We start from the raw sequence: 20,430 nt of genomic DNA, 5'->3' as shown, positions 1-20,430 counted from the left end.
CCGAGAGCGCTGCACCATGGTAGACGCAAACACGGCCGTTCGACCAGCGCCCGCATTGCTGCCCGCGCTTGGCGCCACGACCTCATTGCAGGCGCTGGTGGCTCTGGCTCTGTTCGCGCCGGGCGTGGTGGCACCGCGCGCCCATATCGAGGTCTGGCAGCTCTCGATGTTCTCCTGCGCCGTGTTCGCGGTCGGCATTCCCGCCTCGTTCTGGGGCGGCGGCTTCATCGCCCGCCTGGGCTCGATGCGGATCGCGAGCCTCTGCGCGGCGGCGATCATCGCCAGCATGGCGCTGGCTTCGCTCGGCTCGACGGCGGCCCTGCTCGCAGCCGGCCTCTGTCTTGGCCTCGCCTTCGGACCGGAGACGCCCGCAAGCGCGGTGCTGCTGGCGCGGCTCGTGACGGCCGAGCGGCGCGCGTTCGTGTTCTCGGTTCGCCAGACCGGAAACCAGATCGGCGCCGTCTGCGGCTCGCTGGTTCTGCCCGCGATCGCAATCTCGCTCGGGCCCGCCTGGTGCTATGCCGCCGTGGGCGCCTGTGCGCTGCTGGCGATAGCGTGGTTCGAGCGCCTGCGGCCCGCCTACGCCGTCAAGGTCGTGCCACTGCCGGAGCTTAGCCTTCGCACGCGGCTGGCACTGGTGATCGCGGACCGGCGCATCGCAATGCTGGCGCTGGCCTCGATGCCCTTCAGCGCGATGCAGGTGTCGCTCAATACGGTCTTCGTCACGCTCGGCACCCGCGAGCTCGGCCTCAGCCATGTCGAGGCCGGCATGGCGCTTGCCTGCGCCCAGGCCGGCGGCCTGATCGGCCGGCTCGGCTGGGGCTTCGTCGCAACGCGCCTCAATGCCTCGCGCGGAGTTCTCGTCGTCATCGGCCTCGGTATGACGTTCTGCGCCGCGCTGCTGGGTCTCGATGGCGTATCGCTCGGGCGGACCGGCCAGTTCGCGATTGCAACTCTGTTCGGCCTGACGGCCTCCGGGTGGAACGGTGTCTTCGTCGCCGAGATCGCACGCCTCGCCCCGCAGGACAGGATTGGCGAAACCACCGGCGCGGTGCTGACCGCATCCTACGCCGGCCTCTTGGCAGCACCGGCGCTGGTGTCCTTCCTGGACAGCGCAGCCAGTCTCGGTGCCGCCTTCTTCGCCTTGGCTTGCCTCGCCCTCTGCGGCACATTGGCACTGGTCTGGGGAGGCCATGACAAAGGGAAGAAGTAGCGCGTGCGAGATTGCGGCCGACGTCTCCGCCGGACGAACGAGTGCGGTCGAGACCGCCAAGGCCGCGCTTGCGCGCATCGAGGCCGCCAAGGCGCTGAACGCAGTGGTGACGACCGCTCCTGCGCGTACGCTTGCCGACGCCGCAGCGGTCGATGATCGCCTGCGTGCCGGCGAGACGATGCCGCTCGCCGGTGTCCCCGTCGTCGTCAAGGACAACATCTGGGTCCGTGACTGGCGTGTGACACAGGGCTCGCGCCTGTTCGCCGAATTCGTCGCGCCGCAGGATGCGATTGCGATCGAGCAGCTGCGCAAGGCCGGCGCCGTCGTCGTCGGCATCGGCGCAACGTCGGAATTCGCCTGCAAGGGCGTGACCACCTCGCCGCTGTATGGGCCAACGCGGCATCCGCTGGATCCCACGTTGACGCCCGGCGGCTCGTCGGGCGGCCCTGCCACGGCGGTTGCGGCCGGCCTCGTGCCGCTAGCGATCGGCACCGATGCGGGCGGCTCGAGCCGCAGGCCGCCGGCCCATGTCGGCGTCGCGGGGTTCAAACCGTCCTATGGCGCGATCCCCTATGGGCCAGGCTTCGCCGAACCGTTTTTCGGCCTCTCCGTCATCGCGCCGATCGCCACTGACGTTGCCGATATCGCGCTGGCGTTCGAGGCCATGGCCGGCGTCGATCCGCGCGATCCGGATTCAGCCGGCATCGCTCAAGAGGCCAAAAACATCGCCGGTCTGCGCATCGCGTTCTCGCCGCGCCTTGGGCTCGACGTCGCCGTCGACGATGTTGTCGCTGAAGGGCTCGCTTTCGCCATCGCGCGTCTCTCCGCCGCTGGCCTCAGCATCGCGCAGCGCGATCCCGTCTGGCCGGCGGGCGCGACGGAAGAGGCTATCATGCCGCTTCAGCAGGCCGGCCTCGCCGCACTCTATCGAGATGCCTTCCGCGAGGATCCGACCGTGTTCGATCCTGACATCGCCAGACAGATCGAGCGAGGGCTGTCGTGGTCGGGCGCCGACGTTGCCGGTGCGCTGCTGGCAAGCGCCGCAATCGCCAATGCTTTCGCGGCATTCTTCACCGAGGTTGATCTGCTGCTGGCGCCAACCGTTCCCTGTGTCGCCTGGCCATTCACCCAGCTCGGACCCGACATGATCGGTGGCCGCGCGGCGAGCCCGCGCGCGCACGCGGCGTTAACGCCCTTTGTCAATCATGCTCGTCTGCCGGCGATTTCGCTGCCGTGCGGAACGGATCGGTGCGAACTTCCATTCGGCCTTCAGGTCATCGCCGCGCACAAGACCGCACGCTGCTTGAAGCAGCGCAAGAGATCGAGGCCATATTGCGAACATAATCCCGAGAGGCGGGCGGTGGGCTAATTGCCCGCTCAGTCTCCCAGCGGCCCTTTGGCGTCCCCGTCGCTCCCCTTCAGCAACTCGTATTTGATCCGCCGCATGCGCGCCTGGGCTTCGAGCGGTTTGCAATAGGCAGTTGACGCCGCAAGCAGATCGATGGTGGCGAGAAATGCATAGCGCGACGCCGTCGGCTTGAGCGCGTCGGGCGCCTCGGGCACGTGTACGCCAAGCGCAATATCGGCGATCGAGGCCAGCCTGCTTTGCGGCTTGGTAATTGCGATGACCAAGGCGCCGTATTGCTTGGCGATACTGGCTGCCTCGATCACCTCGTTGGCTGCACCGGTGGTCGAGATGGCAACGACGACATCATCCCGTCCGAAGGTCGCGGCAATCATGCGCATCAAGCTCGGATCGGAGGCATGCGAGACGGCAATCCCAAGACGAAAGAACCGGTTCTGAACCTCCGCCGCCGCAAGAGTGGAACCGCCCCCCACCCCGAACGCTGCAAGCTTCGAACAGCGGGAGATAGCTTCGGCAGCCCGCTCGATGTCCTCCTTGCGAAGTCCCTCCTCGGCAGCGGCAATTGCACGGCGAATTTCCTGAAACACCGACCGCCAGAGCGCGGGGCGCGCCAGATCGGTCCCGACATGCGGGGGAAGCTCAACGTAAATCCGCCCGACCGCCATTGCTTGAGCCAGCCTCACCTTGAGGTCGCGGACGCCCCGGCAACCGACGGAGCGGCTGAACCGGGTTACCGTCGGCTCGCTGACGCGCGCCCGACGGGCCAACTCGGAATTGCTGGCGTGAACGGCAAACTCCATATCGGCCAGCAGCACCGTGGCAACGCGTTGCTCGGACGGGCTGAGGCTTAGAGCGCTCTGCCTGATGAGGGAGATGATGTCGCCGGCCACGACATTGTCGTCGCCGGGCGGCTTCGAGATTGCTGCACCAACGGCTCTCGCCGGGTGATTTCGCTTTGCACGCGCCATTGCCCGCCCTTTCCCAGGTCAGATCAACCTGCGCCCTTGGCAAGAAGCTGCCGTAAGAAACCTTCAGCGTCGACCAAACGTATATCGGCATGCCACATCAATAACAGCATTTTCTGCTTGATAATTGCCAAATTGTGTATGTAACTTTCAAACAAGCAATAGCGTGCCGTCAGCCCAGCAGCTGAAAGGCACATCCCTGCACCGGGAAGCAGGCGGCTCAACAAGGCGGGAGGGCGATCATGAGATACGGTCCAAGTGTCTTGATGCGTGGCGTCGTGGGGCTGGCCACCGCGTCATTTTTGATTGCGCAGGCCAATGCCGCCACCCTGCTACGCGAAGCCACCATCGGAGAACCGCCGCCGCTCGATGTCATGCTGACGACCGCCGACGTCGCATCGGTCATCGGCCGCCACATCTTCGAGACCCTGTATGCGCTAGACTCGACCTATACGCCGCGTCCGATGCTGGCCGAGAGCGATCGCACGGAAGACGGCGGTCGGACCATCGTCATCAAGCTCCGCGAAGGAGTCCTCTTCCACAACGGCAAGGAGATGACCGCCAAGGACGTAGTCGCCTCGATGACGCGATGGGGCAGTTTCGGTGCACGCGGCAAGCTCCTGATGGCGGCGGCTACGTCGGTCGAGGCGACCGGAAAGTATGAAGTCACGCTGAAATTGTCCGCGCCGAACGGCGCCTGGAAGGCTCTCATTGCGGACGTCAATGGCGGTCTTGCGATCTATCCGGAAGACATAGCCGCCAAAGCGGGGAACCGGCCGATCGAGCAGAAGGACTATATCGGCACCGGGCCCTACAAGTTCGTGGAGTGGCGGCCGAACCGCTATGTCGAGGTGGAGAGGTTCGAGGGCTACAAGCCGGTGAAGGAAAAGGGTGACGGCTTCGCCGGCGCCCGCGTTGCGAGCTTCGACAAGATCCGGTTCATTCCGGTGCCTGACGTCGGCACGCGCGTGAGCGGCGTGCAGGCGGGTGACTACGACTATGCGGAAATGATCTCCGGCGATCTGTACGAGTCCCTGAGCAAAGATCCATCGGTCCAGGTGCAGCGTACCAACGCGCCGATCTTCGGCCTTTTCTTCATGAACTCGAAGCAGGGAATCCTGAAGGACAATTACAAGCTCCGCCGCGCCATCCAGACCGCGCTGGACAAGTCGCAGGCGCTGCGCGTCGCCTTCGGTCCCAAAGACCTGTGGAATGCCGAAGGATCGATCTTTCCCAATGGCACCCCCTGGTACTCGACGGAAGGCGCCTCAAATTATAGTGCGCACGATCCGAAGAAGGCCAAGGAGCTCGCAAAGGAGGCGGACTACACGGGGACGCCGATCCGCCTGCTGGTCTCGACGAACTATCAGGCACACTATGACGAAGCCTCCGTCTTCACCCGTCAGCTGGCCGACGCCGGAATCAATGTTCAGATGATGGTCGTCGATTGGGCGACCCTTCTGAAGATGCGCGGCCAGCCGGAACAGTGGGACATCTTCGTCACGCACCATTCCTTCGCGCCGGACCCGCTGCTGCTCACGTTCCTGAATGCGAGCTATCCCGGCTGGTGGGACAGCCCCGAGATCGGCTCGCTTCGGGCCGAGTTGATCAACACGACCGATCCAGCCGCGCGCAAGTCGACATGGGACAAGATCCAGTCGCTGATCTATGAGCAGGTACCGGTGATGAAAGTAGGCGATGCCTACACCTACGACATTGCTTCTCCCAAGCTCAAGGGGCTCAACCCAAACGGTCCGGTGTTCTGGAATGTGTCCACGAAATAAGGACGGGCAATGAGGCCGCGAGGACTGTCGAGCGCCGGCGCCGGCGCGCATCGTTGCCGCTGACAGGCGCCCAATCACATGTGGTCTTACGCATTCAAGCGCGCAGGAACGACGGCGGTGACGCTGCTGGCAGCGTCCATCATCATCTTCGCGTTCATCCATATCGTGCCGGGTGACCCGATCTATGTTTTGCTCGGTGATACCGCGACTCCCGACCAGATCGACGCCTTGCGACACCAGCTCGGTCTCGACCAGCCGATCATCCTGCAATATCTCACTTGGGCCGGCCATGTGCTCGAGGGCGACCTCGGGCGGTCGATCTTCTTCCAGGCGCCCGTGCTGTCGGTGATTGCCGATGGCGCCGAGACCAGCACCTTGCTCGCCACCATGACGATGATCTGGGTTGCCGTCATCGGCGTGCCGATCGGAATGATTGCGGCGGTCCGGCACGGCACGTGGCTCGATCAGGGATTGTCCGGTGGGGCGATGCTGATGGCCTCGATACCCACGTTCTGGGTCGGGCTCTATCTGATCCTGATCTTCGCCGCGTGGCTCGGCTGGTTTCCGAGCTCCGGCTATCCGTCGATCTTCGAAGGCGGTGTCGTCAATCTCCGCTATCTCGTCCTCCCCAGCCTGGCGCTTGCGGCTCCGAATGCTGCTTTGATCCTGCGGCTGACGCGCGCCAGCATGCTCGACGTCTCCCGGGAGGACTACGTGCGCACGGCGCGGGCAAAGGGAATCCGGCCGTGGCAGGTCGTGCGCCGCCACATCTGGCGCAATGCACTCCTGGCGGTCGTCTCGGCCTTCGGCTTCACCTTCGCCGCGCTGCTGTCCGAGGCGGTGGTGACCGAAACCGTGTTTGCCCTGCCCGGCATCGGCCGCCTCGTCGTTCAGTCGATCCTTCGCCGAGACTACCCTGTGATCCAGGGCGTCATCCTGGTCATCGTGGTGGTTTATCTCCTGATCAATCTGATCGTCGATCTGAGCTATCGTCTGCTCGATCCGCGGGTTGAACTTCAATGAGCAGCAACAGCGTGACATTGTGGCTCAAGCCGTTCATCGCCCGCCCGATCGCGCTGGCCGGGCTCGGCGTCCTTCTGGCGACTGTGCTCGCCGCGGTCTTCGCACCCTGGCTGTCGCCTTACGATCCGTATGCCATCGATCCCCTGATCCGCCTGACGCCCCCGAACATGACCCACTGGTTCGGCACCGACCAATTCGGCCGGGATACCCTGTCGCGCACCATTCATTCAGCACGCATGGCACTTTTGATCGGCTCGGGCGTGGTCGTCTTCGCTCTCGCGACAGGCGTTCCGGCCGGCGTACTTTCCGCACTGTTCCCGCGGCTGGGTCACCTGCTGATGCGCATGGTCGACGTGCTGATGGCCTTCCCGACTCTGCTTCTCGCACTTGGCCTGATTGTCATCTTGAGCCCGAGTGTGGCCACCGTCATTCTGGCCATTGGGATCGGCTACATGACGACGACGACCCGCATCGTCTACGGACTGACGCTGCGCTTGCGCGCGGAAACCTATGTCGAGGCGTCCCGCAGCATGGGCGCCGGAGCGGCATGGCTCATCAGTCGGCACATCTTGCCGAACCTGGTCTCGCCACTTCTCGTGCAGGCCAGCTTCGTCTTCGCGTTCGCGCAGCTCGGCGCGGCTTCACTCGATTTCCTGGGCCTCGGCGCCCCTCCGGACATTCCGAGCTGGGGCAATATGCTGGCGGAGTCACGGACCTTCATCACCCGCGCGCCGTGGCTGCTCTTCTTCCCGGGCATGATGATCGTGGCGACGGCATTTTCTCTGAACCTGGTCGGCGATGCATTGCGCGATCGACTCGATCCGCGGTTCCGTCAAGTCTTTGGTGAGAAGGGTTAGGCCGTGCTGACAGTTTGCGACCTTACGGTGTCAGTGGGGCCGGAAACCGCGCCGGTCGACATCGTCGCGGGCGTGTCCTTCGGCTTGGCCAAGGGCGAAATCCTCGGCCTCGTCGGCGAGTCCGGCTGCGGAAAGAGCATGACCTCGCTTGCGGTCATGGGATTGCTGCCGCAGCCCGGTCCCCGAGTCCGGGCCGGGCGCGTCCTGTTGGAGGGCTGCGACGTAACGCAGCTGCAGCCCTGGCAACGTGTCGAAGCGGGCCACGGCCGCATGGCAATGATCTTTCAGGAGCCGATGACCTCACTGAACCCTGTTCGTCGGATCGGCGATCAGATCGCCGAAGCCGTACGCGTGCATGAGGGAATTTCGGGCGCAGCGGCGCTGGTCCGTGCGCGCGAACTGCTCGAACTGGTACGTATGCCCGACCCCAAAATGCAGCTGTCCGCGTATCCCCATCAGTTGTCCGGAGGCCAACGCCAGCGGGTCATGATCGCGATTGCGCTGGCCTGCAGGCCACAGGTGCTGGTCGCCGACGAACCGACCACTGCGCTGGATGTCACCATACAGGTTCAGATTCTCGGGCTCTTGCGCGAGCTCTGCAATCGGCTCGATATGGCGATATTGTTCATCACTCACGACATGGGAGTCATTGCGCAGCTCGCCGATCGTGTCGCTGTCATGTACGCCGGCCAGATCGTGGAAACCGCTTCAGTCGATGCGCTGTTCGGCGCACCCCGTCATCATTACACCCGCGGACTGATGGATTGCATGCCGTCGCGAAATTCCGGCGCGCGCCGGCTGCCGACCATTTCTGGTCAGCCGCCGCTGCCAGGTTCGGTCGCCGCTGGCTGCGTGTTTGCCTTGCGTTGCGCAGCGGTGCGCGATGAGTGCCGCGTGGCGACCCCGCCCCGCCTGGAGGCTTCCCAAGGGCACGAGGTGCTCTGCGCGTTTCCGCTGGCCGGCGGAGAGCTGCCATGAGCGGCAATGTAATCCTCGAGGTCCGGGACATGATGGTCTCGTTCAGTGCCAGGCGGGCCGGTCGGAAATACCGGGTGCAGGCGGTGGATGGTGTATCGCTGTCGCTGGCCGAAGGCGAGGTCCTCGGGATCGTGGGCGAGTCCGGCTGCGGCAAGACCACGCTGGGCCGAGCCCTCGTCGGGCTGGTCCAGCCCGACAGCGGCAACTTCAATTTGAAGGGAACCGAAATGATCGGAGCCCGCGGCTCCGGCCTCCGCGAGATGCGTCTGAGCGTCCGGATGGTTTTCCAGGACCCCAATGCATCGCTCAACCCGCGGCGCGCAATTGGAGATTCGGTGGCGGAGGCGGCCGACATCAGCGGCTTCTTCAAGAACCGCGCCGAGCGCAGCGCGGCCATAGCTGCCACCTTGACGGCCGTCGGGTTGAACCCGTCTTTCGCCGCTCGCTACCCCTACGAACTGAGTGGCGGGCAACGGCAACGGGTCGGAATCGCACGCGCCATTCTTCCCACGCCGTGCATCATCGTCGCCGACGAGCCGGTCTCGGCCCTCGACGTGTCCGTGCAGGCCCAAGTGCTCAATCTGATGATGGATCTGCGTGACCAATTGAGACTGTCGATGCTCTTCATCTCGCACGACCTTGGCGTGATCGGGCAGATCAGCAGCCGCGTTGCTGTCATGTATATGGGCCGCATCGTGGAGCAGGCCGGGACGCGGACGGTCCTGGATCATCCGCTCCATCCCTATACGCGCGCGTTGGTGGCGGCAATTCCGAAGCCCGATCCATCGAAACGGATCCAGGGCGCGATCGAAATGGGTGAACCGCCAAGCCTCTTCACGCGACCGCACGGCTGTGCATATGCGCCCCGCTGCCCTATGGCCAGCGATCGCTGTCTCGTCGATGTGCCACAACTTCGATTTGTCGGTGCGGACGGTCGGACGATCGCCTGCCACAACGTATAACCAGCGAGTGCCGCGCGCCGCGAAATGACGCAACGCCTACGATTGATTTCTCCTCTATTCGAGCGATCCAATTCAAGCGGCGGCAGTCCGCGGCCGCCATGCGGCTGGCGGGTGCAAATCGGGAAGCCTGACGCCTGTTGCACCGCGATGTTAATCGCGACGCAACATTCAAAATGAGACTGCCCGTTAAGCCGCGCACGGCTCCAGCACGTGCGCTGCATCGGAGTTCGGTTAGCCTCCGTTTCAAGCACCGTTAGCCTTGTCCGAACGCCGCACCGCGCGGCGGGCGCGTCAAGGCGCGGTGAAAAACAGTGACAAGAACGCCCAGGGAGGAGAGCAATGTTGAAAGGCAGTCTAGGACTGATCGCGTTGAGCAGCCTGTTACTTTCGGGCACCGCCTTCGCACAGGAGAAGATCAAGGTCGGCGTCACCGCGACGCTCGAAGGCACCTACACCGTACTCGGCGAGGACGGCATCCGCGGCTTCCAGACGGCCCTCAACGTCCTCGGCAAGAAGGTCGGCGACAAGGAACTCGAATTTGTCATCGCCTCGACCGACGCGACGCCGGACTCCGCCGTACGAGCCGTGCGCAAGCTGATCGAGCAGGACAAGGTACAGATCCTGCTGTCGCCGCTCTCTGGTGACGAAGGCATCGCGGTCAAAAATTTTGCAAAGACCCATCCCGAACTGACCTTCATCAACGCCGCCTCCGGGGCCCAGGAAACGACCTATGTCGATCCGGCTCCGAACTTTTTCCGCTACAACATGGACGGTGCGCAGTGGCAGGTGGGCCTCGGCAAATATGCTTATGACGAAAAGAAGTATCGCAAGATCGCGACCGTCGGCGAAGACTACTCCTTCATCTATACGCAGGTGTTCGGCCTCGTGCTCGAGTTCTGCGGTGCCGGCGGACAGGTCACCAACCGGCAATGGGTGCCGCTCGGCACCAAGGACTTTGCCTCGGTCATCGCCGCACTGCCCGACGACGTCGACGCAATCTATCTCGGCCTCGGCGGCGCCGACGCCGTCAACTTCCTGAATCAGTACCAGCAGGCCGGCGGCAAGGCGCATCTGATGGGCGGCTCGATCATGATCGACCAGACCATCCTGTCGTCCAAGGGAAACGCCAAGAATGCCCTGATCGGCACGCTGGCCGCGAGCGGCCAGGCCGACACTTGGGAGAACCCAAGTTGGCAGAAGTTCGTGAAGGACTATCAGGACGCCTTCCCGCCCAACAAGCGCTTCCCGAGCCCATCGCTGCTCGCCACCAACTATTACGGCTCGACCATGGCGCTGATCCAGGCGCTCCGCCAGGTCAATGGCGATCTCTCCAACAATCAGGCCAAGTACAAGGAGGCCCTTGCCAAGATCGAGATCGACGCACCCAACGGCAAGATCAAGCTGGACTCCAACCGCCAGGCGATCGGCACCAACTTTGTCACCGAGGTCGTCGACGACGGCAAGGGCGCGCTGTTCTCAAAGGTCGTGAAGGTGATCCCGGACGTCAACCAAACGCTGGGCTACGATCCCGCGGTGTTCGCCAAAATCGGTTTGCCGAGCCGCACAGTACCGGAATGTAAGAAATACTGACCTAGTCTCATTCGCGAGCGATGACCGGCCGGGGAGAGATTTGCCAGAAGCGCGACACGTGCGCCCTTGCATTCTCTCCTCGGTTGTTGAACGCTACCAAAAAATACCAAGAGCTTTTGGGAGGAGAGGCATGAGCCGGGCGCTCGCCGTCTTCCACGGCCGCTTTGGTCGGGCGACGGTCTATCAGTTGAACCGCCCTTTCAACATCCACGCACATCGCGAAGGTCATTTGATCTTCCATGTCGGCGGGCGTTCCGCATGCATCGATGTCAGTGACGGACGTTACGAGCTCACCGAAGGTTCCGTCGTCGCGGTCAATCCGTGGGAGCCGCATAATTTCCTGCCGTCCGATCTCGAAGGCGGCGCCGTTTTCTTCGTGCTCTACGTCAATGCGGAGTGGTTTGCGCCCGACGCGCCCGGCGCCGACCGCCTGCGCTTCGGCCGCACCCAGTTCACGCGGTCCGTTGCGCTGGACAAGCACATCAGGCACGCAGCCGCCCTCGTGTGCGGCGCTCCCTCGCTCAACAGCCTCGATGGCGAGCTGAGAAGCCTGATCGACATCTGTTATGACGAAAGCTGGCAACAGGCGGCGACCGCGCGCGATCCGCGCGCAAACGGTTCCGTCACGGATTTTCGCGTGCGCAAGTGCATCAAGATGATGTCGGAGAGTCCTGGCGCCGAGATCGAGCTCGATACCATCGCGCGCGAATCTGGCCTTTCCCGGCCGCATTTCTACCGGCTCTTCCGCACCCAGACCGGCGTCACGCCACACCTCTATCTCAACACGCTGATGATGGAGCAGGCGCTGGAGGCGCTGGTGGCGAGCGAAGCGCCGATCGCCGATATCGGCTTCGATCTCGGCTTCTCGTCGCAGAGCGGATTCACCCGCTTCTTCGCTGCCAATGTCGGCATGGCGCCGACCGATTATCGCCGCGCGGCCAAGGTTTTGCGCGCCTGAGGTCACGCGAAAAGATACTCACGATCAAGCGCCTCCCTTACAGCCGCATTAGGATGCGACAAACGCGATCCCGAAACGAGGATCGCGCGCGATAGGGAGCGCACGTTCATGGCAGGGCTTGCGGCCGGCGACGGTCTGCGTGCCCCTCCGCCCCGCTTGCGGGGTGAGAGATGGGGTGACGCGAAGACGGAGCGGCGATCATGACCCGCTTTGTCGAACGCCATCCCGCCTGGGCACTGATTGTCATCATCGCAATCGCGGTAGCACTCTGGCTGATTTTCGCAGTGTGGCCGCAGAGCGTCGAAGATGCGTTCGGCCGCAAGCGGGTCTTCCTCAACGCGCTCTTCAACGGCATCACGCTCGGCGGTCTCTATTTCCTCGTCGCCAGCGGCTTTACGCTGATCTTCGGCTTAATGCGTAACGTCAACCTCGCGCACGGCTCGCTCTATTTGTTCGGCGGCTATGTCGGCTACGCCATCAGCGTCGCGACCGGTTCATGGGTCCTCAGCTTCATCGTCGCTTTCATCCTGACGGCACTGGTCGGCGTCCTGCTCCAGGTCCTCGTCTTCCGCCGCATGGAAGGCCAGGACCTGCGCCAGACCATGGTGACGATCGGACTCTCGATCGTGTTCGCCGATTTGATGCTGTGGGCATGCGGTGGCGATTTCTATCAGATCCAGACCCCGAACTGGCTGATCGGACCTGTGGAGCTGCCGCTGGTCACTGCGGTCAAGTCCTCAGGTGAGCCGGTCTATCTCCGCTATCCCCTGGTCCGACTCGTGATCTTCGTCGCCTCCGTCGTGATCGGCGTGGCGATGTGGCTGGCGCTCAACCGCACGCGCATCGGCATGATCATCCGCGCCGGGGTCGACGATCGCGACATCCTGGCTGCGACCGGAGTACGGATCCAACTCGTTTTCGTGGTGGTGTTTGCGCTCGGCGCCGGCCTCGCTGGCGTTGCGGGCGTTGTCGGCGGAACGTTCCAGTCGCTCTCACCCGGCGAGGATATCCGCTTCCTGCTCGCCTCCCTCGTCGTTGTGATCGTCGGTGGCATGGGCTCGATCCCAGGGGCTGCGCTGGGCGCGCTCATCATCGGCCTCGCCGAACAGCTCGGCTCAGTCTACATCCCGACCTACGCCATCGTCGTGACCTTCCTGATCATGGTTTTGGTGCTGGCAATTCGGCCGCAGGGCCTGTTGGCGAGGCGCTGACATGTCCCTCGCTCATGACGCCCGCGTCCCGGTTCGTCCCGCCACTGCGGTGCAGCGCTCGAAATTGCGCGGATGGCCGGAGATCGACAATCCGGCGGCCTGGGCCGTCGCGGCCATTCTCCTAATCATGCCCCTGATCGCCAACGGCTTCTTCCTGATCGAGATCTTTGCGACCACGCTGATCCTCGGAACCATGGCGCTGAGTCTGATGTTTCTTGCCGGCTATGGCGGCATGGTCAGCCTGATGCAGCTCACCATCGCGGGTTTCTCCGCCTATATGGTCGCGGTGTTTGGCGTCAGCGGCAACGCCAATATCAGCCTGGGCTGGCCGTGGTGGCTTGCGGTCCCAATGGCGCTCGCGCTCGCGACCATATTCGGCACGCTCGGCGGCGCGCTGGCGGTGCGCACCGAGGGCATCTACACCATCATGATCACGCTCGCGATCGGCGCGGCGTTCTATTATTTCACTAACCAGAACTGGGCGATCTTCAACGGTCATACCGGCATCAATACCGTTGCCACACCGCATTTCTGGGGCGTCAACTGGCGCGCCGACATTCCATTCTACTATATCGTCCTCGCAGTAGCCGCGCTGTGCTACTTCGCCGTCGACTACATCTCCCGCGCACCGTTCGGCCTCGCGTTGCAAGGTGTCCGCGACAATCCCCGCCGCATGGCGGCACTCGGCTTCAACGTCAATGCGCATCGCGTCGCGGCCTACGTCTTCGCGTCCTTCGTCGCGGCGCTGGCAGGGGTACTCCAGGTCTGGAATTACCGGCAGATTTCGCCGGGATCCGTGAGCGTTGGGGCCTGCATCGATATCCTCATCATCGCAGTCGTCGGCGGCATCACGCGTCCCATCGGACCCTTTATCGGCGCGCTGATCTTCGTACTGCTGCGGACCTTCGCACTCGACTTCCTGGTCAAGCTGGGGCTCGACGGCAACCGCTTTCGGCTCCTGATCGGCCTCGGCTTCCTCGCTATCGTGTTCTGGTCCTCGGACGGCGTCATCGGACTCTGGCAGAGCTGGCGGCGCCGCCAACGCTCCGGCGCGGCAAGTTCAAGCGGACGACGTGGCCGAGAATCTGACCAAGGATCCAGCCAAGGATCCCACCATGGATAGCGTCGCGCAACGCCTCTCTGTCGTGGGCGCCGGCGCGGCGCTGGAGCTGCGCGGCGTGACACGTCTGTTCGGCGCGCTGGCGGCACTCACCGACATCACCATTACCGTCCGCCCCGGCGAACGGCGCGCCGTGCTTGGCTCTAACGGCGCCGGCAAGACTACGCTGTTCAACTGCATCACCGGCGACTTCCCACCTTCTTCCGGCACCATCCGCTTCTTCGGCGAGGACGTCACGCACTTCCCGCCCTATGAGCGCATCCGCCGTGGCCTGCGCCGGACTTACCAGATCTCCGCGCTGTTTCCGGGCCTTACCGTCCAGGACAATGTCTACCTCGCCTGCCGTGGCGTCTCACGGGGACGCTTCTCGTTTCTCCGCCCCGGTCAGAACGATGCGTTGATGCACGCGGCCGAAAATCTCGTGCAGGCCGTCCATCTCTCGGGCGTGAAGGATCAGCGCGTTGCCGAGCTCGCGCATGGCCAGCAGCGCCAGCTCGAGATCGCACTTGCGCTTGCCGGCGCGCCGCGATTCGTCCTGTTCGATGAACCCGCCGCGGGGCTGTCGCCGACCGAGCGTGCCGAGCTGATCGAGATATTGACCTCCCTGCCCGCGCATATCGGCTACATCATCATCGAGCACGACATGGACGTCGCCCTGCGCGTCGTCGAGAGCGTCACGATGATGCACAACGGGCGGATCTTCAAGGAAGGCCGTCCGCAAGAGATCGAGTCCGATCCCGAAGTGCAGGAGCTTTACCTCGGAGGCGGCCATGAATGAGGTCCGCCGTACCGCCGCCGCGCTCGAAGTCCGCGGCCTGGACGTCTATTACGGCCATTCGCATGCGCTGCAGGGCGTGGATCTGACGCTCGAGGCCGGCGTGTTCTCGGTCGTTGGCCGCAACGGCATGGGCAAGACCACGCTATGCAAGGCCATCATGGGGCTGGTGCCGGTCAGCGGCGGCTCGATCCGCATCCGCGGGGATGAGATCACCCGACAGCCGCCTGCCCACATAGCCCGACTCGGCGTCGGCTACGTTCCGCAGGGACGGCGGCTGTGGCGTTCACTCAGCGTCGATGAGCATCTGCGGCTTGCCGCCGGCTTGCGCCGCGGCGCCTGGACGGTCGAGCGCATCTACAAGACGTTTCCGCGGTTGGCCGAGCGCAAGGATCACGGCGGCGGCCAGCTCTCCGGCGGCGAGCAACAGATGCTTGCGATCTCGCGCGCGTTGCTCACCAACCCGCGGCTCCTGATCATGGACGAGCCCACTGAGGGGCTCGCGCCCGTCATCGTGGCCCAGGTCGAGGAGATGCTGCTACGACTTGGCGAGGACGGCGACATGTCCGTGCTCGTGATCGAGCAGAATATCGGCGTGGCGACCGCCGTGTCGCGCAATGTCGCGATCATGGTCAACGGCCGCGTCAACCGCATCATCGATTCGGTGCGGCTTGCCGCCGATCGCGAACTGCAGCAGCGCCTGCTCGGTGTCGGAATGCACGCCGGACTCGAGCTCGACCTCGACGTGCCACCGGCGGATACGGAAGCGAAGCCTCCTCCGCAGCAGACGCGTCCAGGCGGCGCGATCCGCATCTACATGTCAAACCCGACGCCGCCGACACGGTGGTCGCAACCTGTGCCGATCGCCCGCATCGAGGCTGCGGCCCGCATGTTCTCGACACAGGTGATGCGACTCGACGAGACCGCACGGCGACGGCGCGAACCGGTCGCCGCACAAACGCAGGGCCCTCCGGTCGTCCTCGTCGTCGGTACGCTCGACACCAAGGGCACGGAGCTCCGCTTCATCCGCGACATCATCGCCGGGACCGGCCTGCGAACCCGATTGGTCGATGTCTCCACCAGCGGCAGGCACGCGGCCAGCGACGTCTCCGCCCAGGAGATTGCCTTGAACCATGGTCGCGGCGGATCGGCGGTATTCGGACCCGACCGCGGCGCCGCCGTCGCCGCGATGGCCGAGGCCTTCGCCAGCTGGTTGCGACGCCAGAACAATGTTGCCGGCGTGATTTCTGCCGGTGGCTCGGGCGCAGCGTCGCTGGTCGCGCCCGGTATGCGGATGCTTCCTGTCGGGGTGCCGAAGCTCATCGTCTCGTCCGTCGCCTCTGGCGACGTCGGGCCCTATGTCGGCCCCGCGGACATCACCATGATGCATTCGGTTACCGACGTTCAGGGCCTCAACTCGATCTCGCGCGCCGTGCTGGCCAACGGCGCCAACGCGCTGGCCGGCATGGTCAAGGCGCGCCTTGATCAGCATTCGCGGAAGGATCGCGGCGACAGCGGATTGCCGTCGGTCGGCATCACCATGTTTGGTGTCACCACGCCGGCGGGGCAGAAGATCGCGGCCGACTTGCGCGAGGATTTCGAGTGCCTGGTCTTCCACGCCACCGGCGTCGGAGGACGCTCAATGGAGAAGCTCGTCGATTCCGGACAGCTCGCAGGCGTCATCGACCTCACGACCACGGAGGTCGGCGATCTACTGATGGGCGGCGTGTTCCCGGCCATCGACGACCGCTTTGGCGCCATCATCCGCAGCCGGGTGCCTTATGTCGGCTCGGTGGGCGCTCTGGACATGGTGAATTTCGGCGCCCCCGAGACCATCCCGGAGCGCTACCGCGGCAGGAAATTCCACGTCCACAACCCGCAGGTCACGCTGATGCGCACCACTGCAGAGGAGAACGAGCGCATGGGGCACTGGATCGCCGACCGGCTCAACCGGATGGACGGCCCGGTGCGCTTCTTCCTGCCTGAGGGCGGTGTCTCCGCGCTCGACGCGCGAGGACAGCCATTCTGGGATCCGGACGCCGATGCGGCGCTGTTCCGCACGCTGGAGCGCAACGTGCGGCAGACCGCCAACCGTCAGCTCATCCGCATTCCCAAGAATATCAATGACCCCGAGTTCGCCTCCACCATCGTCAGCGCGTTCCGAACATTGTTCGGCCGCATTGGGGCGCGCCGGAGACTAGCGAGGTGACCGATGGCCCGGTTTGAACGCGCTGCACTGTTGAATCGCTTCCGCGAGATGGCAAGGCGCGGCGAGCCCATCGTCGGCGGCGGCGCCGGCACCGGCCTGTCGGCCAAGTGCGAGGAGGCCGGCGGTGTCGACCTCATCGTCGTCTACAATTCCGGCCGCTACCGCATGGCCGGCCGAGGCTCGCTCGCGGGATTGATGGCTTACGGCGACGCCAACGCCATCGTGCTGGAGATGGCCGGCGAAGTGCTGCCCGTGGTGACCAGGACGCCAGTGCTCGCCGGCGTCAATGGCACGGATCCGTTCCGCGACATGGATCTTTTCCTGGACCAATTGAAAGCGCTCGGATTCGCTGGCGTACAAAACTTTCCGACCGTCGGCCTTATCGACGGCGTGTTCCGCGCCAATCTCGAAGAGACCGGTATGTCCTATGCCCTCGAGATCGACATGATCGCAAAGGCGCGCGAGAAGGACCTGCTGACGACGCCCTACGTCTTTAGCGAGAAGGAAGCTGCCGCGATGGCGATCGCAGGCGCGGATATCATCGTCTGTCATCTGGGCCTGACGACCGGGGGCAGCATCGGCGCGCAGACCGCACTCAAGCTGACGGATTGCCCAGCGCACATCGATACCTGGGCCTCCGCCGCGCTCGGCGTCAATCCGGACATTCTGGTGCTCGCTCACGGCGGACCAATCTCCGATCCGGACGATGCCGATTTCATCATGAGGAACACACGCAACTGCCATGGCTTCTACGGCGCCTCCTCAATGGAACGGCTGCCGGTCGAGCGGGCGCTGACGGATCAGGTTCGCAAATTCAAGGCGATCGGCGCGCGATAACGCCGAAAGGTCGAGGGAGAGAAACATGTCAGGGACTCTGGTCGGTGAATTGATCCTCTGGCTGATCGTCGCCGTCGTGGTGATCGTGGTCGGCGTCTACATCGTGAACTGGCTCTATCACCGCTCGTCCAAGGAGACCTCATTCGTCCGGACCGGCCTGCTCGGCGAGCGCGTTGTGATCAACGGCGGCGCCTTCGTGCTGCCGTTCATCCACGACTACACGCCCGTCAACATGAACGTGCAGCCGATGGGCATCGTGCGCTCCCGCCAGGACGCCGTGATCACCCGTGACCGCATGCGCGTCGACATCGAGGCCGATTTCTATGTCCGCGTGCAGGCGACCCGCGAAGCCGTGTCTATCGCGGCCGCCACACTCGGCCGCCGCACCATGGAGCCCGAACAGCTCCACGCCCTCCTCGCCGGCAAATTCATCTCGGCCATTCGTTCCGTTGCCTCGGAGATGACCCTCGAGCAAATGCACGAGCAGCGCGGTGAGTACGTCGCCCGCCTCAAGGCGAACGCCGCAGAGGCCCTCGCCCAGAACGGGCTCGAGCTGGAATCAGTCGCGATCACCGATCTCGACCAGACCGATCTCGAATTCTTCAACCCCTCGAACCGCTTCGACGCCGAAGGTCTGACCCGCCTGATGGAGGACATCGAGGCCAAGCGCAAACTGCGCAACGACATCGAGCAGGATTCGATGATCAAGATCCGCTCCCGCAACCTGGAGGCCGAGCGGCAGGCTCTCGAGATCGAACGCGAAAGCGAGACGGCGCGCCTCGAACAGGAGCGTGACATCGAGATGCGCCGCGCCCTGCAACGCACCGAGGTCGCACGCGAACGGGCCCTGCGCGAGACCGAAGCTGAGCAGGCGCAGATTTCCGCCCGTGAAACCATCGAGAAGGCGCGAATCGCCAACGACCAGGCGATCGCCGAAGCCCGTATCGCCTCGGAGCGTGAGACCCGCCAGCGGGAGATCGAGCGCACCCGCACCATCGAGGAGAAGGAACTGCTCGCACGGGAGGAAATCGAAAAAGCCCGGATCGCCAACCAGCGCTCGATCGATACCAGCCGCATCGCTTCCGAGCGCGAGGTGCGCCAGCGCGAAATCGAGCGGATGCGGACCGTCGAGGAAGCCGAGATCACCGCCCGCGAAGCGATCGAGAAAGCGCGTATCCAGCAGGACCGCGTCGTGACCGACGCCCGCATCGCTAACGAAGAGGAGACCCGGCGCCGCGAGATCGACCGGACCCGCGCCGTGGACGAAGCCGAGATTGCTGCCCGCGAGACGACCGAAAAGGCCCGCATCGCCCAGACCATGATTGTCAATGTCGAGCGCATCGCATCCGATGAGCGCACCCGTGCGCTGGAGATCCAGCAGGTGCGTAACATCCAGGAAGCCGAGATTGAGGCGCAGCGCGCGGTCGAGGCGGCGCGCATCGACCGGGAGCACAGGCTCGCCGTCGAGCGCATCGCGGTCGAGCAGAATACCCGGCAGTTGGAAATCGAGCGAAATCAGACGCTGGAAGTCGCAGAGGTCGCGGCGCGCGAAGCCACCGAAGCTGCCCGCATCACCCAGCAAGAGCGCGTGCGGTCGCTGGAAATCGCCCGCAACCGGGCTGTCGAGGAAGCCGACATTGCCTCACGCGAAGCCATCGAAGCCGCCCGGATCGCGCAGGAGAAGTCCGTTGCAGCCGAGCGTATCCAGGCCGAGCGTGACACGCGCGCGCTCGAGATCGAGCGTACTGCCGTGATCGAGGCCGCCGAGTTGAACCGGCGCGACACCATCGAACGCCAGCGCATCGGCGTCGATCTCGCGCTCGAATCGGAGCGCATCACTTCCTCCAGGAAGCGCGAAGTACTCAACATCGAGCACAAGAAGGCGATCGAAATCGCGGATGAGGACCGCGTCATTGCGCTCTCGACAAAGAAGTCCGAGCGCATCGACGCCGACCGCCTGGTAAAGCAGGCCGAGATTGTCGCGCGCAAGGAGGTCGAGACCACGGACGTCTCGCGCGAGCAAGCGCTGGAGGCGGCGCGGATCGAACGACGCCGCTCGGTCGAACAACTCGAAGTCGCCCGCGTCCAGTCGCTCCAGGAAGCCGAGATTGCCGCGCGCGAAGAGGTCGACCGCGCCCGCATTGCCTCCGACCGCGGCCTCGACGAGGCGCGCATCGGCCGCGAGCGCGAGCTGCGCAAGCTTGAAATCAATCGCGAGAAGGAAGTCGAGACCGTTCTGATGGAGAAGGCGATTGCCATCCATCTGAAGTCGTTGGAGGAATCCGCGGCCAAGGCCTCAGCCGAGGAAGCGCGGGTGCATGCCACTGAGGCCACCGAGCGCGTCATTACCGCGCGCGAGAGCGAGATCGCGAAGCGCCGGAAGACGGTGGAGATCCTGATCGCGGAGAAGCAGGCCGAAGAGACGCGAATTGCTGCGGAAGCCGAACGGATCCGCGCTGCAGTCGAGGCCGAGGCGCAGCGTATGCTCAACGAGGCCGAGAACGTGCTGACCGACCAGGCGCGCTACTCGCTATTCCGTAGAAAGCTGCTCGACCGCATCGAGGGTATCGTCCGTGAGAGCG

Annotated in this window: 15 protein-coding genes and 1 pseudogene; 15 read left to right on the top strand and 1 reads right to left on the bottom strand. The window is 64.3% G+C overall.

Features of this window, described 5'->3' with window-relative positions:
* The first annotated feature begins 16 nt into the window (after positions 1-16).
* Positions 17-1,213, top strand: coding sequence for an MFS transporter (locus IVB32_RS36715; protein WP_026233652.1), 1,197 nt, complete (start codon positions 17-19; stop codon positions 1,211-1,213).
* Positions 1,194-2,557, top strand: a pseudogene (locus tag IVB32_RS36710) (amidase). Before IVB32_RS36715 ends, IVB32_RS36710 begins: the two are co-directional and overlap by 20 nt.
* Before the next feature lie 33 nt (positions 2,558-2,590).
* Here the strand turns inward: IVB32_RS36710 and IVB32_RS36705 are convergent.
* Positions 2,591-3,469 (bottom strand): MurR/RpiR family transcriptional regulator, encoded by an 879-nt coding sequence (locus IVB32_RS36705; protein WP_247299698.1) that lies wholly within the window; start codon positions 3,467-3,469, stop codon positions 2,591-2,593.
* A 317-nt stretch (positions 3,470-3,786) separates the two neighbouring features.
* Between IVB32_RS36705 and IVB32_RS36700 the strand changes: the two genes are divergently transcribed.
* The 13 genes from IVB32_RS36700 to IVB32_RS36640 form a co-directional block, all read left to right on the top strand.
* Positions 3,787-5,328 carry an ABC transporter substrate-binding protein gene (locus IVB32_RS36700; RefSeq protein WP_026233651.1) on the top strand — a complete coding sequence of 514 codons (1,542 nt, stop codon included), beginning with the start codon at positions 3,787-3,789 and terminating at the stop codon, positions 5,326-5,328.
* A gap of 78 nt (positions 5,329-5,406) precedes the next feature.
* On the top strand, positions 5,407-6,351 hold the full coding sequence (locus tag IVB32_RS36695; protein ID WP_007608695.1) for an ABC transporter permease: 945 nt from the start codon (positions 5,407-5,409) through the stop codon (positions 6,349-6,351).
* An 11-nt stretch (positions 6,352-6,362) separates the two neighbouring features.
* Positions 6,363-7,208: an ABC transporter permease gene (locus tag IVB32_RS36690; protein WP_240543193.1), complete on the top strand. Its 846-nt coding sequence runs from the start codon at positions 6,363-6,365 to the stop codon at positions 7,206-7,208.
* Between the two features lie 3 nt (positions 7,209-7,211).
* Positions 7,212-8,186 (top strand): ABC transporter ATP-binding protein, encoded by a 975-nt coding sequence (locus tag IVB32_RS36685; protein ID WP_026233650.1) that lies wholly within the window; start codon positions 7,212-7,214, stop codon positions 8,184-8,186.
* 29 nt (positions 8,187-8,215) lie between these two features.
* Positions 8,216-9,148: an ABC transporter ATP-binding protein gene (locus IVB32_RS36680; protein WP_247363395.1), complete on the top strand. Its 933-nt coding sequence runs from the start codon at positions 8,216-8,218 to the stop codon at positions 9,146-9,148.
* A 339-nt stretch (positions 9,149-9,487) separates the two neighbouring features.
* Complete coding sequence (locus tag IVB32_RS36675) at positions 9,488-10,738, top strand: ABC transporter substrate-binding protein (protein ID WP_026233649.1); 1,251 nt, start codon at positions 9,488-9,490, stop codon at positions 10,736-10,738.
* A gap of 130 nt (positions 10,739-10,868) precedes the next feature.
* Entirely contained in the window at positions 10,869-11,696 is an 828-nt protein-coding gene (locus IVB32_RS36670) for an AraC family transcriptional regulator (protein ID WP_027569321.1), read from the top strand.
* Between the two features lie 200 nt (positions 11,697-11,896).
* A complete protein-coding gene (locus IVB32_RS36665) occupies positions 11,897-12,907 on the top strand; it encodes a branched-chain amino acid ABC transporter permease (RefSeq protein ID WP_085350842.1) in 1,011 nt (336 codons plus the stop codon).
* A 1-nt stretch (position 12,908) separates the two neighbouring features.
* Positions 12,909-14,030, top strand: a complete 1,122-nt coding sequence (locus IVB32_RS36660) for a branched-chain amino acid ABC transporter permease (protein ID WP_018458739.1) — start codon at positions 12,909-12,911, stop codon at positions 14,028-14,030.
* Positions 14,023-14,805 carry an ABC transporter ATP-binding protein gene (locus IVB32_RS36655; RefSeq protein WP_007593014.1) on the top strand — a complete coding sequence of 261 codons (783 nt, stop codon included), beginning with the start codon at positions 14,023-14,025 and terminating at the stop codon, positions 14,803-14,805. Before IVB32_RS36660 ends, IVB32_RS36655 begins: the two co-directional genes overlap by 8 nt.
* Complete coding sequence (locus tag IVB32_RS36650; RefSeq protein WP_085394732.1) at positions 14,798-17,011, top strand: ABC transporter permease; 2,214 nt, start codon at positions 14,798-14,800, stop codon at positions 17,009-17,011. Before IVB32_RS36655 ends, IVB32_RS36650 begins: the two co-directional genes overlap by 8 nt.
* Positions 17,012-17,014: 3 nt before the next feature.
* Entirely contained in the window at positions 17,015-17,848 is an 834-nt protein-coding gene (locus IVB32_RS36645; protein WP_018458736.1) for a phosphoenolpyruvate hydrolase family protein, read from the top strand.
* 25 nt (positions 17,849-17,873) lie between these two features.
* Positions 17,874-20,430 (top strand): SPFH domain-containing protein (locus tag IVB32_RS36640; RefSeq protein WP_247412972.1); only part of this gene is annotated, 2,557 nt, incomplete at its 3' end.

It is taken from the genome of Bradyrhizobium sp. 23, from assembly GCF_023073295.1.
Lineage (GTDB): Bacteria > Pseudomonadota > Alphaproteobacteria > Rhizobiales > Xanthobacteraceae > Bradyrhizobium > Bradyrhizobium canariense_D.
This window is presented reverse-complemented; position numbering and strand designations above follow the sequence as displayed.

What these genes read in the sequence shown, in the direction of transcription:
- IVB32_RS36660 (WP_018458739.1), top strand. Translation starts at nt 12,909, where the DNA reads ATGTCCCTCGCTCATGACGCCCGCGTCCCGGTTCGTCCCGCCACTGCG.
- IVB32_RS36650 (WP_085394732.1), top strand. Translation starts at nt 14,798, where the DNA reads ATGAATGAGGTCCGCCGTACCGCCGCCGCGCTCGAAGTCCGCGGCCTG.
- IVB32_RS36665 (WP_085350842.1), top strand. Translation starts at nt 11,897, where the DNA reads ATGACCCGCTTTGTCGAACGCCATCCCGCCTGGGCACTGATTGTCATC.
- IVB32_RS36680 (WP_247363395.1), top strand. Translation starts at nt 8,216, where the DNA reads ATGATGGTCTCGTTCAGTGCCAGGCGGGCCGGTCGGAAATACCGGGTG.
- IVB32_RS36715 (WP_026233652.1), top strand. Translation starts at nt 17, where the DNA reads ATGGTAGACGCAAACACGGCCGTTCGACCAGCGCCCGCATTGCTGCCC.
- IVB32_RS36655 (WP_007593014.1), top strand. Translation starts at nt 14,023, where the DNA reads ATGGATAGCGTCGCGCAACGCCTCTCTGTCGTGGGCGCCGGCGCGGCG.
- IVB32_RS36700 (WP_026233651.1), top strand. Translation starts at nt 3,787, where the DNA reads ATGAGATACGGTCCAAGTGTCTTGATGCGTGGCGTCGTGGGGCTGGCC.
- IVB32_RS36675 (WP_026233649.1), top strand. Translation starts at nt 9,488, where the DNA reads ATGTTGAAAGGCAGTCTAGGACTGATCGCGTTGAGCAGCCTGTTACTT.
- IVB32_RS36645 (WP_018458736.1), top strand. Translation starts at nt 17,015, where the DNA reads ATGGCCCGGTTTGAACGCGCTGCACTGTTGAATCGCTTCCGCGAGATG.
- IVB32_RS36695 (WP_007608695.1), top strand. Translation starts at nt 5,407, where the DNA reads ATGTGGTCTTACGCATTCAAGCGCGCAGGAACGACGGCGGTGACGCTG.
- IVB32_RS36670 (WP_027569321.1), top strand. Translation starts at nt 10,869, where the DNA reads ATGAGCCGGGCGCTCGCCGTCTTCCACGGCCGCTTTGGTCGGGCGACG.